Annotated in this window: 12 protein-coding genes; 3 read left to right on the top strand and 9 right to left on the bottom strand. The window is 71.8% G+C overall.

What is annotated here, in order from left to right:
* Positions 1 to 7 precede the first annotated feature (7 nt).
* The gene (locus ACSLTV_RS28380) at positions 8 to 1,276 is read right to left on the bottom strand and encodes an ABC transporter substrate-binding protein (RefSeq protein ID WP_432136789.1); all 1,269 of its coding nucleotides are present in this window, start codon (positions 1,274 to 1,276) and stop codon (positions 8 to 10) included.
* A gap of 586 nt (positions 1,277 to 1,862) precedes the next feature.
* On the opposite strand from ACSLTV_RS28380, the gene ACSLTV_RS28375 reads away from it, so the two are divergent.
* Positions 1,863 to 3,083, top strand: coding sequence for a metallophosphoesterase (locus ACSLTV_RS28375; RefSeq protein ID WP_435613123.1), 1,221 nt, complete (start codon positions 1,863 to 1,865; stop codon positions 3,081 to 3,083).
* A 233-nt stretch (positions 3,084 to 3,316) separates the two neighbouring features.
* On the opposite strand, the gene ACSLTV_RS28370 is transcribed toward ACSLTV_RS28375, so the two are convergent.
* The 3 genes from ACSLTV_RS28370 to ACSLTV_RS28360 form a co-directional block, all read right to left on the bottom strand.
* Positions 3,317 to 4,114 carry a maleylpyruvate isomerase family mycothiol-dependent enzyme gene (locus ACSLTV_RS28370; protein ID WP_435613122.1) on the bottom strand — a complete coding sequence of 266 codons (798 nt, stop codon included), beginning with the start codon at positions 4,112 to 4,114 and terminating at the stop codon, positions 3,317 to 3,319.
* 141 nt (positions 4,115 to 4,255) lie between these two features.
* Positions 4,256 to 5,029 (bottom strand): SDR family NAD(P)-dependent oxidoreductase, encoded by a 774-nt coding sequence (locus tag ACSLTV_RS28365; protein WP_432140105.1) that lies wholly within the window; start codon positions 5,027 to 5,029, stop codon positions 4,256 to 4,258.
* The gene (locus ACSLTV_RS28360; protein WP_432140104.1) at positions 5,026 to 6,033 is read right to left on the bottom strand and encodes an NADP-dependent oxidoreductase; all 1,008 of its coding nucleotides are present in this window, start codon (positions 6,031 to 6,033) and stop codon (positions 5,026 to 5,028) included. The genes ACSLTV_RS28365 and ACSLTV_RS28360 overlap by 4 nt, the downstream gene beginning before the upstream one ends.
* Before the next feature lie 266 nt (positions 6,034 to 6,299).
* Between ACSLTV_RS28360 and ACSLTV_RS28355 the strand changes: the two genes are divergently transcribed.
* Positions 6,300 to 6,836: a DUF485 domain-containing protein gene (locus ACSLTV_RS28355; RefSeq protein ID WP_432140103.1), complete on the top strand. Its 537-nt coding sequence runs from the start codon at positions 6,300 to 6,302 to the stop codon at positions 6,834 to 6,836.
* Positions 6,833 to 8,455 carry a cation acetate symporter gene (locus ACSLTV_RS28350; RefSeq protein ID WP_432140102.1) on the top strand — a complete coding sequence of 541 codons (1,623 nt, stop codon included), beginning with the start codon at positions 6,833 to 6,835 and terminating at the stop codon, positions 8,453 to 8,455. Before ACSLTV_RS28355 ends, ACSLTV_RS28350 begins: the two co-directional genes overlap by 4 nt.
* Positions 8,456 to 8,808: 353 nt before the next feature.
* Here ACSLTV_RS28350 and ACSLTV_RS28345 read toward each other — a convergent pair whose 3' ends face one another.
* From ACSLTV_RS28345 to ACSLTV_RS28325, 5 genes are all read right to left on the bottom strand, one after another.
* Entirely contained in the window at positions 8,809 to 10,494 is a 1,686-nt protein-coding gene (locus tag ACSLTV_RS28345; RefSeq protein ID WP_435613121.1) for a SulP family inorganic anion transporter, read from the bottom strand.
* A gap of 16 nt (positions 10,495 to 10,510) precedes the next feature.
* The gene (locus ACSLTV_RS28340) at positions 10,511 to 11,188 is read right to left on the bottom strand and encodes a GAP family protein (RefSeq protein ID WP_435613120.1); all 678 of its coding nucleotides are present in this window, start codon (positions 11,186 to 11,188) and stop codon (positions 10,511 to 10,513) included.
* Between the two features lie 11 nt (positions 11,189 to 11,199).
* Positions 11,200 to 12,633: a DUF1254 domain-containing protein gene (locus ACSLTV_RS28335; protein ID WP_435613119.1), complete on the bottom strand. Its 1,434-nt coding sequence runs from the start codon at positions 12,631 to 12,633 to the stop codon at positions 11,200 to 11,202.
* A 64-nt stretch (positions 12,634 to 12,697) separates the two neighbouring features.
* Complete coding sequence (locus tag ACSLTV_RS28330) at positions 12,698 to 13,600, bottom strand: HAD family hydrolase (protein WP_435613118.1); 903 nt, start codon at positions 13,598 to 13,600, stop codon at positions 12,698 to 12,700.
* A 2-nt stretch (positions 13,601 to 13,602) separates the two neighbouring features.
* Positions 13,603 to 14,979, bottom strand: a complete 1,377-nt coding sequence (locus ACSLTV_RS28325; protein ID WP_435613117.1) for a DUF1214 domain-containing protein — start codon at positions 14,977 to 14,979, stop codon at positions 13,603 to 13,605.
* Positions 14,980 to 15,868 lie beyond the last annotated feature (889 nt).

Below are 15,868 nucleotides of genomic sequence, written 5' to 3'. Positions count from 1 at the left end.
TGGCGGTTCACGGGATCACACCCTTGGATTGCAGGGCATCGTCGATCTGGCTGCTGATGGTGGCGACCGTGCTCTTCGGTTTGATCGCGGAGGGTGGGGAGAGCGCGTGGGAGATCACGATCGACACGTTCTGGTAGGCCGGGGTGATCGGGCGGACACTCGCCGACTGCAGGGCGTCGAGCACCTCTTGGGCGAACGGGTACTCCTTGACGAACGACGCTTCGTCGTACAGGGCCCGCAAGGTCGGCGGCAGACCGCCCTCCAGTGCCGCGGTGAGCTGGTTCTGCCGGTCGCGCAGGCACAGGGCTGCTTCGAAGGACAGGTCGGGGTGGCGCGAGTAGGCGCTGACCGCCAGGTCGATGCCGCCGATGGTGGGCCGTGACGGCCGGTCGGCGTCGACGCGGGGGTAGGGGGCCCAGGCGAAGTTCTTGAACAGCTGCGGGTTGTTCGCCTTCATCGACGGATAGACGAACGGGTAGTTGAGTTCGAACGCCGCCACGCCCGACTCCATGGCCAGCCGGTTCTGGTCCTCCATCTGGTTGGACAGGGAGGGGTCGGCGGCCGGGGAGTTCGCCATGTCGCGCATGACGGAGGCGGCCCGTACGGCGGGCGGGCCGAGGGAGGGCTCGGTGGCGCTCGGGTTGAGGATGGATCCGCCCGCGCTGCTGACCATCGTGTTGAACCAGACGGTGAGCCCCTCGTACTGGGCGCCCTGGATCTCCACGTAGTGGGGCTTGCCCTGCTGGGCCAGCCGGCGGGCCGTGTCCAGCATCTCCGCCCAGGTCCTGGGCGGAGTGGGCACCAGGTCCTTGCGGTACCACAGCAGCTGCGTGTTGGTGTTGTACGGGACGGCGTAGAGCTTGCCCTCCCAGGTCGCCGTCTGGAGGGGGACGCGCAAGGTGCCCTCGGTGGCCTGCTGCTTGTTGCGGCCCGTCCACTCGCGGATCCAGCGTGCCTCGGCGAACTCGGCGGGCCAGGTGACGTCGAGGCCGAGGACGTCCATCGAGTCGTCCTCGGCGGCGAGCCGGCGGACGAGTTGCTGGCGCTGGCCGTCGGCGGCGCGCGGAAGCTTGTGGTAGACGATCCGGTAGCGCCCGCCGGACTGCTGACCGCACCGGTCGGCCGCCTTCTGCAGGGCGCCGGAGTCGTCGGGGAAGTTGTACCAGTTGACGGTGACCGGGCCGGAGCCCTCACCGCCGCCGCACGCGGCGAGCGGGGACGCCAGCAGCGGCAGTGCGGCAAGAGCCCTGAGCCACCGCTGCCGCGCGGTACGCACGTTCCTGCCCGGAGCCCGCTGGATTCCACACCCGCGCACGCGGCGACACCTCGAATCCGGGTTGGTGGCACGGGACTGGGCCCGGCGCGCTTCTCTTCCGCGACCACGCTAAGCCCCCAGAACGCCACATGACGTCACAAGAGCCAGAAATAGCCCATATCGCCCAATAGAATGCGACACTCGTGTTCGTCCGCTCCGGCGGCCCTCGCCCCGCGCTCTGGCCGGCCGCGACGAGGGGACGACGGGGCGGGCGGGCACGCCGGGGGCGCGCGCCGCACGGTTTCGCGCCTCCTGCGGGCGGGCTCTGCCCTCACGCACGCGGGTACGCCCGCCGCGAGGAGGGGCGGGCTTCGCTCCACAGTCGGCGGGCGGGCGGCTCGAAGAGCGGGGAGAAGGCGACTCGAAGAGCGGGAAGAACGTCGCTCCGCCCCGGCGAGCGGGCTCCCCGGCCACCACGGGCGGCCCGCACGAACCGCCCGCCCAGCGCATCGCCCCGAGGGCTCGCGCCCGTGGACGCCGGTCCGGCCGCCCCGGGGGCGACCGGATACAGTGCCCGCAACGGCAGACCGGCCGGGGAGGGGAGAACGTGACCGCCACCAGCAACACCCGGACCGCCGAGGGTGAGGCGCGGACGCCGCGGCGCAGCAGGCTGCTCCGCCTGCTGCGCTACCTCCCCCTGATCGCCCCCGTCCTGCTGTGGGCCACGCCGTGCTGGGTGCTCCTGTACGGCGGCCAGCACTGGCCGCTGCCCGTCACACTGACCGGCACCCTCCTGTTCGTCGTCGGCCTCGTCGGTATGCCGCTGGCGATGGCGCGCGGCCACGGCCGGCGCCAGCGGGACCGGGCGGCGATCGTCGGTGGCACCCTGCTGGGCACCAGCTGGGTCCTGTTCACCTGGTCCGTTCTGCTCGGCGTGCTCGTGCGGCTCGTCCTGACCGCGGCCGGCGTCGGCGAGAGCCAGGACCGGGCCCGCATCGTCACCTGGGCCGTACTCGGTACCACCGCCGTGCTGCTCGCCTGGGGGTACGCCGAGGCCCGCCGCGTGCCACGCGTGCGCCGACTCGACGTGCCGCTCCCCCGGCTGGGTGCCGGGCTCGACGGCACCCGCGTCGTCCTCATCACCGACACCCACTACGGCCCGATCGACCGGGCCCGCTGGTCGGCACGGGTGTGCGAGACGGTGAACACCCTGGAGGCCGACCTGGTCTGCCACACCGGGGACATCGCGGACGGCACGGCCGAACGCCGACGGGCCCAGGCGGCACCGCTCGGTACCGTGCGGGCCACCCGGGCCCGTGTGTACGTCACCGGCAACCACGAGTACTACAGCGAGGCCCAGGGCTGGGTCGACCTGATGGACGAGCTGGGCTGGGAGCCGCTGCGCAACCGCCACCTGCTGCTGGAACGCGGAGGCGACACCCTCGTGGTCGCCGGCGTGGACGACGTCACCGCCGAGTCCTCCGGACTGGCCGGCCACCGCGCCCACCTCGCCGGAGCCCTGAACGGCGCCGACCCCGACCTGCCCGTCCTGCTCCTGGCGCACCAGCCCAAGTTCGTCGACCGGGCGGCGGCCGCCGGCATCGACCTCCAGCTCTCCGGCCACACCCACGGCGGCCAGATCTGGCCCTTCCACCACCTCGTCCGCATCGACCAGCCGGCCCTGGCCGGCCTCAGCCACCACGGCACCCGCACCCTCCTCTACACGAGCCGCGGCACCGGCTTCTGGGGCCCGCCGTTCCGTGTCTTCGCCCCCAGCGAGATCACCCTGCTCGTGCTCCGCAGCCCGCATCCGCCCACCTCGCCGTAGCAGGGGCCACCGCTGAGGAGCAGCCGGTCGGTGCGGCAGGGCGGATACGGGGCTCGGGTTCACCTGGCGCATGTGCGGTTCGGGCGTCGCCCGCCCCTCGGACCTCGCACCGGCGGGCCCTCGGCGTGTCATGGCCGGCCCGTGGGCCCCGTACAGGTGGCGCGGCAGCTCATGAGCAGCCGCTCGCGGGTGCGGTGGTGCGGCCCGGATCAGCCGGGCCGCACGCCCGCCGTTCAGAAGGCGGAGTTGGCGAACCAGTGGGTCAGCAGGTGCTCGTCGCCCTCGTGGGCCAGGGGCTCGGCGCGGTGAGGAAGGCGGCCGTAGACGAGCAGGAGCAGATCGGCCGCGGTGCCCCGGACGGTCGCGTCAGCGGTGTCCGCGGTCGCGTCGGCCGAATCCAGGCCGAAGCCGTCGGGCCGCAGGCGAACGAGCCAGGTGTCGTCGCCGTCGGTCGTGCTGAAGCGGATGGTCCTGTCGGGGCCGCGCAGCTCGGCCACCTTGGGAGCGAAGAAGGTGGCGAAGGGCAGGTTGACGAGGAACTCGTCGATCCCGTCGACGGCGAGGGAACGGTCGATGGCGGGCCGCAGGCCGAGGGCGAGTTCGGCGTCGGCCCGGTGCAGCAGCGTCTCGAAGAGCATGCGGCGGGCCCAGAATCGGGCGTGCTGGTCCACGCCCCACGCCCACATCGGCAGGTCAGGGTCGGTGGCCGCGAAGGCCTCGGCGGCCACGAGCGCGCTCTCGGCCAGCCAGTCGGCGTATCCGTCCTCCCCCTGGGGAAGCCGCAGGTCCACCTCACGCGTGCGCGGGGGTTCCTGGATGCGCGTGCGCAGCAGCACCGAGAACCAGCGCTGGACACTGCCCGTGTGCTTCACCAGGTCGGCCAGGGTCCAGCCGGGGCAGTGGGGCACCGCGGTGGCCAGGTCGGCGTCCCTGACCGTGGCGACGAGCCGTGCGGTCTGAGCCGCGACCGCCGCGCGGTGATCCACCGGCGGGACGGCGGAGGCGTGGTGGGTGGGGTCGGAGGTGTTCATCGTGACATGCCTTTCCGCGAAGGGTGCGAGGTCAGCCGGACGGCTGGTCGAGGACGGCCCGGGAACGGCCACGGCCGGGCAGCTCACCTGAGAGCGTGAGCCGCCCGGCACCATGGGGCACGTCGTCGGGATGTACGACGCTCAGACGCCGGCGGGCCTGCCCGGACCGGGCACGTTGCGGAACCGGAACGGCTCCGGGTCGCGACCGGGCTGGATGAACCAGCACTCCCCCGTGCCCTCCCCGGTGGCGATCCGCAGCACCGTGTCCGCCACGAGTTCGGCCGGGATGACCGGCAGCCCCTGCTCGGAGAGCATGCCGCGCAGGTGGTCGATGATGCGCGACTCGGCGAACCCCGGGCAGACCGCGTTGAAACGCACGTTGTCCGGGGCGAGGGCCGGGCCCAGGGAGCGGGCGAGGCCCACGACCGCGTGCTTGTTGGCCGCGTACAGGGGATCGAGCGGCACCGCCGCCAGACCGGCCAGGGAGGCGGTCGCCACGATCGAGCCTCCGCCGCGTGCCCGCAGGGCGGGCAGCACCGCGTGCGTACCGAAGACCACGCCGTCCAGATTGGCGCCCATCGCCCGCCGGTAGCGTGCCGGGTCGAAGTCGTCGCCGATGCCGCATCCGGTGGCCACGCCGGCGTTGAGGAACGCGATGTCGACACCGCCGTAGCGTTCCTGGGCGAAGTCCACCAGCGCGCGGTTGGCGTCGAGGTCGGAGACGTCGCAGGCACGGAAGTGGCCGTCGATCGTCTCGGCCACCTCGCGGCCGCCCTGCGCATCGAGGTCCGCGACCACGACCCGCGCCCCCGCCTTCGCCAGCGCCAGCGCCGTGGCCCGGCCCAGCCCGCTGGCGCCGCCGGTGACGATCGCCACCTTGCCGCGGAGCCCGGCCCCGCCGCCGACGGCCGTCACGCCAGCTCCAGGACGAGCTTGCCGACGTTCTCACCGCGGAAGAGCATCTGCAGCGTCTCGGGGAAGTCGTCCACCGTGCCCCGCACCACGTGCTCCTTGACCTTGACGCGGCCGGCGCCGATCCAGCCGGAGATCTCCTTCGCGGCCTCCGCGTAGCGCTTGGCGTAGTCGAAGACGACGAAGCCCTCCATGCGGGCGCGGCGCACCAGCAGCGAGAGATAGTTGGCGGGTCCCTTGACCGGGGAGGCGTTGTTGTACTGGCTGATCGCGCCGCAGACCACGACGCGCGCGTGCATGGCCAGCCGGGTCAGGGCGGCGTCGAGGATGTCGCCGCCCACGTTGTCGAAGTAGACGTCGATGCCGTCGGGAGCGTGCTGCCGCAGCGCCTTCCTGACATCCTCGGCACGGTAGTCGACCGCCGCGTCGAAGCCCAGTTCACCGGTGAGCAGGGCGCACTTCTCCGGCCCGCCGGCGATGCCGACGACCCGGCAGCCCCTGGCCTTCGCGATCTGACCCGCGATGCTGCCGACCGCTCCGGCCGCCCCCGACACCACGACCGTCTCACCGTCGCGCAGTGCCCCGACGTCCAGCAGGCCGAAGTAGGCGGTCATGCCGGGCATGCCCAGCGCGCCGAGATAGGTCGAGGGCGGAGCGAGGGAGGTGTCGATCTTCATCGCGCCCCGACCGTCGGAGACCACGTACTCCTGGACACCGAAGGTGCCGACCACGTGGTCGCCCGGCTGGAAGTCGGGGTGGTCGGATGCCGTGACCTCGACGACCGATCCGGCGCGCATGACCTCACCGATGCCCACCGGGGGCAGGTAGGAGGGACGGTCGTCCAGCCAGCCCCGCATGGCCGGGTCCAGGGAGATGACGCGGGTCCGGCCCGCGAAGTGGCCCGGGCCCGGTTCGTCCACGGGCCCCTCGGTGTGCTCCCAGTCCTCGGGTTTCACCTGGCCCACGGGGCGGGCTGCCAGACGGATCTGGCGGTTGGTGGCAGACATGGCGCCTCCTGTCGTCGCGGCTCCCTGCGACCATACCGACCAGTAGGTACGTCAGTTGTGGTGATATTCGCCACAGACCGCTCCGGCCGCCGCACGCCTATGGTTCGGAGGCCCTCGGACCGCCGGCCACCCCCGCCGTCCGAATGCGGTCTCGAGTTCGAAACGTGACGCTCGACTGGCTTACCAGGCATTCCAACCGGTCGGTATCGTGCGCCGCCACGTTCCCCCAAGCCCCCACGGTCCCCGCAGCATCGGAAGGCCTCGCGATGACATATCCCGAAGACGGGTGGTACCCGCAGCCGGCATCGCCGGAACGGACACAGCCGCGGACCGGGCCGTCCGGCCATGTCCCTCGGCACGAGTCGTACGGGCGGCTCCCGGGGCGGCAGCCCTCCGCGTCCGGATACGGCACCCCTGCGCTGCGCGACGACGGTGACGGGCACGGCGACTCCCCGTACGGCAGGTACGGAACGGCCGCCCCGCAGGAGCCGTACGCCCACGAGCGGCACGGCGGCGACCTGGTCGCCCTCCGCTCGGCCTACCGTGTGCTCCGCCGCGTCTCCACGTTCACCGCGCTCGGCTCGTTCGTGGTCTACGTGGTGCTGTCCTGCTGCGCGCCGGGCCTGATGGGATCCAGGATCGCCGGGGAGCTGAGCCTGGGGATGGCCCTGGGGGTCCTGCAGCTCGTCGTCACCTTCTGGGCGGTCCTCTGGTACGGGCGCAGTGCTCGGCGCTCGGTGGATCCGTTGGCCGCCTTGGTCAGGGAGCGGCCGGGCGGCCGGGTCGCGGGCGTGGCGAGATGAACACCGTCGACTCCGGGACCCAGGCCACCGTCCTCGTCCTGTTCACCGCGCTGGTCACCGTCACGCTGCTGATCTGCGTGGTGGCGGGACCGGAGCGCGACGACCTGACGAACTTCTATACCGGCTACCTCTCGCTCACCCCGGTCAAGAACGGCCTGGCCATCGCCGGCGACTACATCTCCGCGGCCACGGTGCTGAGCACCACCGGCATCATCGCGCTCACCGGATACGACGGTTATGTCCTAGCGGTCAGCACGGCGCTCTCCCTGGTGCTGCTGATGTTCCTGCTGGCGGAACCCCTGCGCAACGCCGGCCGGTTCACCATGGGCGACGTCCTGGTCCGCACCCTGCCCGGGCGTGACCGGGCCGTGCGCGTCGCCGCCTGCCTGGTGACGCTTTCGGCGACCGTGCCCTTCCTGGTCGTCCAGCTCTCCGGGGCCGGGTCGCTGCTCACCTTCATCCTGGACATCCCGCACGGGGAGGGTGCCCGGACCGCGTGCATCGTCATCGTGGGCAGCCTGATGATCATTTACGCGGCGCTGGGCGGCATGCGAGGCACCGCCCTCCTGCAGATGATCAAGATCGTCATTCTCCTCGGCGTCAGCGTCGTCGTCGCCGCGCTGGTCCTGAACCGCTTCGACTGGAACCCCGGGGAGGTGCTCAGGGCCGCCCAACACGGCAGCGGCGCGGGCCCCGCCTTCCTCCAGCAGGGACTTCAGCTGGGCACCTCGGCCGTGGACCGGCTGGACTTCGTCGGTCTGCAGATCACCGTGGTCCTCGGCGTGGCCTGCCTGCCGCACATCACCATGCGTCTGTACTCCGCGCAGGACGTGCCGGCCGTGCGTCGCTCGATGTCGTGGGCGGTCGGCACGGTCACCACCTTCTGCCTCCTCGTGATCATCGTGGGGACCGGCGCGGCGGCGCTCGTGGGATCGCGGTCCATCACCGCGGCCGACCCGCACGGCAGGACCGCGCTGCTCATGCTGTCGCAGGTGCTTGGCGGGGCACCCGACTCCGCGGGCGTGACGATTCTCTACTCGGCCGTGGCGGGGATGGTGTTCATCACCCTGCTGTCCTCGGTCGCGGGCATGACCCTGGCCGCGGCCTCGTCGCTCGCCCACGACCTGTTCGCCCACGCGGTGCGGCGGGGGCAGGGGAAGCCGCGTACGGAGATGACGGTGGCGGCGTGGACGAGCGTGGCCGTGGGAACGGTGGCCATCGGGCTCTCGACCATGGTCCAGGACTGGGACGTCGGCGTGCTGACCACGCTGGCCGTCTGCATCGGGGCGTCCGCGGTGGCTCCCGCGCTGACCTACTCCTTGTTCTGGAAGGGCTTCACGCGTACGGGCCTGCTCGCTTCCCTCTACGGTGGTACGGCCTGCGCGGTGGTGCTGATGGTCTTCTCCAAGGCCGTCTCGGGCACGCCGTCCGCGGTCTTCCCGCACTCCGACTTCCACTGGTTCCCCATGCAGTCCACCGGACTGGTCTCGATCCCGTTCGGCTACCTGGCGGGCTGGCTCGGCAGCCGTCTGGACCACCGGCGCCGCGCCGCGGGCAGCCGGCAGACCCGGCAGCTCTACGAGGAGAGCGAGGCCCGGCTGCTCGCCGCCGCCGAGTGACCCGGCACCGCGCGGCGTCCCGGCTCTCGCGAGGCGGCCCGGCGGGACCCGCCGCCGTCCTCGCCGCGTAGGCGGCGCTCACCGCCCCCACAGCCGGAGCCGCCGCGTCCGCGGCGTTCATGGTGGACCCCGTGTCCGACGGGACCGACGCGGACCGTCGGACGGCCGGTGCCGCACCGCGTCGGGCACGTGCAGTCCGCGCGCGGCGGTGACGTCCCCCAACCGCCGCCCGGGCGGCACCGTCACGCCGCCCGGCCGCTACCGGCCGACCGTCCCACCCGGCTCCGCCTCATCGTGTGTGGTGCCGTGCTCCTCCTCGGGGCTGGCGGTCTTCCCGTGGTCGCCACGATGCGTCAGGGGCGGTCGGCCACGGCCGCCTCGACCGCCGCCCGCACGGTGGGATAGACGCGCATCAGCTCCGCCCTGGCCGCGGCGGTGCGCAGGACGTCCCGCACCTGGCCCACGTCGCGGGCGAGCAGGAGCCGGGTTCCGCGGGCCTCGAGTTCCTCGGCCAGGTCGTCGAGCATCCGCACGGCGCTCACGTCGACGAAGGGAACTGTCTCCGCGTCGATCACGACGGCCGTCACCTCCTCGTGTGCGGCGGCCGCCCGAACCCTGGACTCGATCCGTTCGGCGTTGGCGAAGTAGATACCGGACTCGACCCGCAGCACGATCACCCCCGGGACCCGGCGGCTCTCGGCGTGCCTGTCGAGCGCCGCGAAGTGTCCGTCGCCGGGCAGCTGCCCCAGCTCGCTCACGACCGGGCGCGAGGAGCGGTACAGGAGCAGGAGCAACGAGGCGCCGATGCCGATGAAGAGCCCGGGCAGCGTGTCGAAGGCCATCACTCCGAGCATCGCGGCGACCGCGGCGAGGAAGTCGGGCCGCGCGGCGACGCCGTACGCCTGGCCGAGCCTGCGGGTGAAGACGTGGTGGAGGGCGACCAGCGAGGGGATGTCGACCAGTTCGACGACCGCCGCGATCACCACCGCCGCGAGCACGGCCTCGGGGAGCTGTTCGAACAGGCCGGTGAGGAAGAGGAGCGTGATCAGGGTCAGGGCGGCGACGACGATCCCGGAGAGCTGGGTGCGCGCGCCCGCCGACCAGTTGACGGCCGTCTTGGAGAGGCTCCCGTTGACGACCATACCGCTGGACAGACCGGCGCCCAGACCGGCGGCCCCCAGTCCGATCAACTCGCGGTCGGCGTCGATCTGGTAGTGGTCCCGGGCGGAGTAGGTCTTCGCCGCCCCGAGTCCCTCGGCGAAGGCGACGAGCAGCACGCCGACGGTTCCGGCGGCGAGGGCACCGAGGTCGTCGAGCGAGACGTCGGGGAAGCCGTAGGACGGCAGGCCCGCCTCGATGCCGCCGACCACGTCGACGCGATGGTCCTCCAGGTCGAAGGCCGTTGCCGCCGCGACCCCCAGCACCACCGCGATCAGCGAGCCGGGCACCGCCGGGGCGAGCCGCTTGAGGACGAGGATCAGCAGCAGGCTCAGGGCACCGACCAGGAAGGTGGAGACGCTGGTGCCGCCGAGGTCCGCGATCAGGCCCCAGAGCCTCTCGAAGAAGTTTCCCGAGTCGCCCTCGACGCCGAACAGCTTCGGCAGCTGGCCCGCGATGATCGTCAGGGCCAGGCCCACGATGAAGCCCTTCAGCACGGGCTCCGAGATGAAGCCGGCGAGGAAGCCGAGGCGCAGCAGCCCGGCGAGGAGCGCCGCGACGCCCACCGTGAGGGCCAGTGCCGCGGTCAGCGCCGAGAAGCTCGCGCTCGAACCGCCCGCGGCCTCACCGACGATGGCCGCCGAGAGTGCCGCGGTCGCCGCCATCGGCCCGACGATCAGGTGCCTGGAGCTGCCGAACGCGGCGTAGAGGATCAGGGCCGCGGGCGCGGCGTAGAGGCCGACGACGGGTGAGACGCCGGCGATCGTCGCGTAGGCGAGCGCCTCGGGCACGAGCACCGCCCATCCCGTCGCCCCGGCCAGCGCGTCCCGCCCCAGCCACTGTCGCCGGTACCCTCGCAGCGACGGGAACAGTCCACCCATGTCCGCCCTCCCGCCTTCAGGACGACAGGTCGCTGACGGCCTGGCCGATCAGCTTCGCGGCGAGGATCAGGCAGAGCACGGCCATGATGGCCGAGTTGTTCTTCTCCATCCAGGACTTGAGGCCGTCGAGGATGTGTTTCGAGCGCTCCTTGAGGGCGAAGTAGAGCACGACCGGTGTGCCCGTCCCGAGCGCCCCGATGACCACGAAGACCGCGAGTGCCACGGCCTGCGCGCCCGCGGAGGCGCCCGAGCGCGCGATCGCCGTCGCCGCGGCGATCGTGAGCAGCAGGTTCTTGGGGTTGACGGCCGACAGCGCCAGCCCGAGTGCTCCCGCCTTGGCCGGGGAGAAGGAGTCGACTGTCTTCATCCACTTCGGCAGCGCCACCTCCTCGTCGCCGCGCGGCCGGTCGCGCCACTCCTTCACCGCCACCCACAGCAGCAGCACGCCGATCGCCAGGTCGAGTGCGCTCACCCAGTCGGCGGGCTGCCCCTGGTCGCTCGGGTCCGCGCCGCCGGAGACCAGCAGCACGATCGTGCCGACCAGGGCCAGACCCAGCACCCAGCCCAGCAGCAGCGCCGGTCCGTTGATGCGCCCCCGGGGCGTGGCGAGCATCAGGATCACGCCGATGATCGGGAACGGGCTCAGCGCCACGCCGACGCCGTAGGACAGAATCTGACCGATCGCCTCGCCCACGGTCGTCTACCTCACGCCGGTTCGATCTCGCCCGGTCGCCAGCTCTTGTCGAACCAGCTGTCGAGCGGACCGTAGAGCCGGAGGATCATGAACCATCCCTTGCCGGGGACCGTCTGGACCCAGTTGCCCTCCTTGCCCTGCGGCGCCGTCGGGCCGAAGTGGATGACCGTGTCGCCGTTGTCCTCGGGCCGGACGTCGTCCGAGAGGCTGTTCACGCTCGGGTACGGATGGTCGGTGCGCAGCATCGAACGCGTCTGCGTGTCATAGACGTTGACGGCCCAGAAGTCCTTCACCGGGATGCCGCTCGGCAGTCTGAGCGTGTAGGAGCGCCCGCCGTCGAGCCAGGCGCCGGTGGAGTCCTCGGCCGTGTAGGCGTACTGCGATCCGGTCCCGAGGGCCGCCGCCGCCATCGCCGGGGAGGTGCCCGCCCCGACGTAGTAGAACACCGCCCGGGCGTCCAGCAGCCGGGCGCCCTCCGCCGACTGGAACTCGTAGCTGCGCGACGGCCACGGGGTCTTCCACGAACTGCCGGGGTAGTAGTAGAAGTTCGGGTCGCGCGGCTTGAAGGCCAGCGTCCGCACCATGCTCGATGCGATCCGCGCGGCGGTGTCGAGGATCGAGCGCATCCGGTCGTCCGGCCGGAAAGGCTTGCCGGGCACGATGCCGATCGCGGCGAGCTGTCCGGCCCGCTCGGGATCGAGGGCCTCGGGCGGCTCCGCCTGAACGAGGGTGTCGATCTCCTCGAAGAAGGAGAAGTCGTTCGCGTGGACGGCGTTGAAGTCGGATTCCGCCCAGTTGACGAAGCGCTGCTCGGGCGGGTCCGCCGCGGCCGACAGCGGGTAGATCCGTGTCCGGAGCAGGCTCTCCTCGCCGCCCAGCGCACGCAGCAGTACCCAGGAGGAGTAGGTCTTCTGCCGCGTGACGAGGTAGCCGTCGGGGACCTCGCCGTCGTAACCCGGCGGCAGGAAGAGGTACTTGCCTCCCTCTCCCTTGTCGCGTCCGGCCATGCCCATGTCGGTGACGAAGCGCTGCCACAGGTCGTTGACGAAGCACAGCGACTTCGGCGGTACCTCGATCACGGTGGGTCCGTCCCGGTCGAGCGCCAGGTAGGTCATCCCGTAGGTCGTCTCCGTGTTCGCCGTGAGCACCAGCGGTGCCGAACTGCAGCGCGGGGAGGCGAAGCCGATGGTGTGGGAGTCGATGCCGAGGCCGGCGAGGCCGCGCCGCATGGCCACCATCGAGGCTCCGGGCACGCAGTTGAGGAAGACCTCGATCCCGCGCAGCAGGTCCAGCGCGTCGTAGCTGCGGGTGACCGTGTCGGGCAGGGGCAGGCCGTCGAAGAACTCCAGCGGGCCGAAGACCGTCTCCACCCGGTCCGGCACACTGATCGAGGCCAGGGTCTCGGCCGACGTGCCGGGGCTGGCGCCGTCGCTCACTTGGGGCATGGTGTCCCTCCTAGTCGTGCCGTTCCGTCAGGACGGTCTTCCGGTCTTCACGGTCTTCCGGTCGTCACGGTCTTCCGGTCGTCACGGTCTTCCAGTCGTTCTTCACGCTGACCGTCGTCCAGCCGGACCGCTCGGCCTCAGCGCGGGCCCGCAGCGCGCTGTCCTGGTACGCGTACTCCCGTTCGTCGTCGTCGTGCACGACGAGCAGGGCGAATCGTGCGGACCGGAGCAACTCGACGTCCACGTCGTCGTTTCCGGCCGCGAAGCCCGGCAGCCGGCCGGTGCGGGCGAGGACGTCCTCCGGTTTGCCGGGTCCGAGCGCGATCGGTCCGTGCGGGACTGCCTGGCGGATCAGTTCGCCGTCCCGGTAGGCGAACTCCGGGGCCGAGCCGATCACGTTCTCCCGAGGCAGGCCCCAGGTGCCCTCGCAGATCACCCGCATGAAGTCGCGTCCGCCACCCGAGCAGACGAAGAGGCGCCAGCCGTGTGCGCGGAGGTAGTCGAACAGTTCCAGCATCGGGCGGTAGACCAGGCCGGTGGCGGGCAGGCCGAAGCGTTCGTGGCGCCAGGACGCCAGGTAGCGGGTGGCCTCTGCCTCGAACTCCCCGAACGGGGTGCCCTCCCAGGCCGAGCCGACGGCCTCGACCATCGACGTCACGGCGTCGGGGTCCTGGTCGTTCAGCGCGCGGAGGTACGACTCGTCCCGCTCGGCGAGCGCCCGGTAGGGCTGCTCATCGGCCAGCGACGGGTCGGTCTCAAGCCGCGCGGCCAGTTTTCCCAGGACGAAGGGCATCTGCACCGGCGCCGGCTTCTCGACCCACAGGGTTCCGTCGTTGTCGAACACGGCGATCCGGTCCATCGGTGCGACGAAGCCCGGCGTCCCTTCCGTCGCCGCGGACGTCACGAACTCGACGATCGCGCGCTTCGCGGCGCCGTCGTTCCAGCTCCCCAAGGGGGTCGTGCTCATGGCTACCTCATCGTCCGGGCCGGCGTGTCCTCGTGGCACCGTCGCACCAGGTCAGTCCACTGCCTCGATCTCGCCCGGCCGCCAGGTCTTGTCGAAGAACGGCCGCAGGGGGTGTAGAAGCGCAGGACCGCGAACCACCCGCGGCCCGGTGTGGTCTGGATCCAGTTGCCCTCCGGCACGCCCTCGGGCCGGTCGGGCCCGAAGTGCACCGTGGTCGTACCGTCCGCGTCGGCGACCGCCGCCGGGGTCGGATAGTCCTGGCTGCCTGCCCGGGGAAAGCGCTGCGGGGTGTCGAGCATCGAGCGCGTCTGGTTGTCGTAGACGGTGACCGACCAGAACCGGCCGGCGGGGATGTCCGGCGGGAGCACCAGCCGGTAGCGCTCGCCGCCGTCGAGCGTGCGGTCCTCCCGGTCGGCGAACGCGAACAGGTACTGCGAGCCGATGCCGGGCAGCGGCGCCGTGAACGCCGGGCTGATGCCCACGCCCAGGTACGACCACCAGGACCGCAGGTTGAGTTTCCGGGCGCCGTCGTCCGGGCGGGGCTCGACGCCGCTGTCGGTGATGTCCGCGGGCGGTGTCATGAAGTCGTAGCCGGACACGAGCAGGCCGTTGACCCACTGGGGGGACGTCCCGTAGTAGTGCGCCCCCTCGGCCGGGCGCGGGCGGCACGCGAGGGTACGGGCCGTCGCGTTGCCCACCGCGGCCGCCTCGGTGAGGATCTCCCGCATCCGCGGGTCGGGCTGGAAGGGCCGGCCCTTGACGATCCCGATCGCCGCCAGAGAACCGGCGATCTCGGGATCGAGCGCCTCGGCCGGCTGATCGTGCACGAGTTCGCTCGCGAGGTCGAAGTACGTCGCGTCCGCGGGCGGAACCGTGTTGACGGCCAGGCCGGAGCCGTCGACGAAGCGCGGCGGGTCGGGCCTGCGGAGCGCGGCGGTCCACGTCTCGGCGGTCCAGGGCAGCGGCGGGGCCGTGCCTCCCGTGACGATCTCCCCGATGCTGGTTCCGTAGAACCCGGGGACGTAGCGGTGGATGCGCAAGCCTTCCTTGATCCGCTCGGCCGCCGGCTTCGGGTCGCCGTTCTCCAGGAACGCCCGTCCGCCCAGGAGGAGCCGTGTGGTGCGGATCCGCTGGGTGAAGAAGCCTCCCTCCGGGAGAGGCCCGTCGTAGGCGGGCGGTACGAAGAGGTATCTGCCGCCCTCCCCGCGATCCGGTCCGGCCATGCCGGGATCCGCGACCCAGCGGTACCACATGTCGTTGACGAAGCAGAGGGAGAGGGGCGGCATGTCCACCACCAGCGGGCCCTCGGTCAGGTCGAGGAAGGTCACGAAGTAGACGGTGTCCGCGTTCCCCGTCAGCACGAGCGTGTGGGGATCCATGAACTCCGAGAAGAGCAGGGATGTCGTGGTCCCTGATCCCCGCTTCGAGGAAGCCCTTGCGGCTCGCCCACATGCTGACGCCGCAGTACGCGTCGAGGAACCCGCGGACGGCGTGCACATGGTCCAGACGGTCGTAGACGCGGTCGACGGTCTCCGAGGTGGGCATGCCCAGCGGGAACTCAAGAGGGCCGAGGTGCGTGTCGACCCGTTCCGGCGTCGAGAGCGCCTCCATGGCCTGAGGGGAGATGCGCGCTGCTTGCTGCAAGGAACTGCTCCGTTCTCGGGAAGGGCCGCGCTCTCGACACTGGGCGGCACCTGCGCCGGCCACCACCGCGCGTAAGCCGTTGGAGGGCCGTCGTGGGGCCATTGGAGGGCCGTCGGAGGCCGTCGGAGGCCGTCGGAGATGAGCGGCGTGTGGGGGGTAGGGCTCCCGGCGTGGGTGAGGGCCTGAGACGCCGAAGGGCGCACCGGCCGGCGCGGCACAGACACCGCGAGGGACGGCCCGGTCCGTCGCACCCGTCGTCCGCTTGGACGGCCGTCAGCTGAACGTCACCGTCGCCGACCGTCCCGGGCACCGGCGCACATCGCCCCGGACGGGACGCGTTCCACCCAGCTGTGCGCCGCGGGGGCACGGCGGGACGACCGCCGGGACACCCGGGCCCCGGAGAGGGACCTCCGGAGCCCGGCACACGAGTGCGCCCCTGGACGAGAGCCCCGATGTCGCGGCAGCATGCCAGCCCCGACCTCAACAGTCAACAGAAAGCAACATAGGGTTCGTTTCTTTTTGTTCGCAACCCTCATTCGCCGCCACCCACCGCCCTCACGCCCGCGCCGGCGCCACGCCGGCCCGGACCCACCCGACGCGACCGTTCGACCAGGCCGACCGGCC

This window comes from Streptomyces sp. bgisy159 (assembly GCF_965341775.1).
Classification (GTDB): Bacteria; Actinomycetota; Actinomycetes; order Streptomycetales; family Streptomycetaceae; genus Streptomyces.
This window is presented reverse-complemented; position numbering and strand designations above follow the sequence as displayed.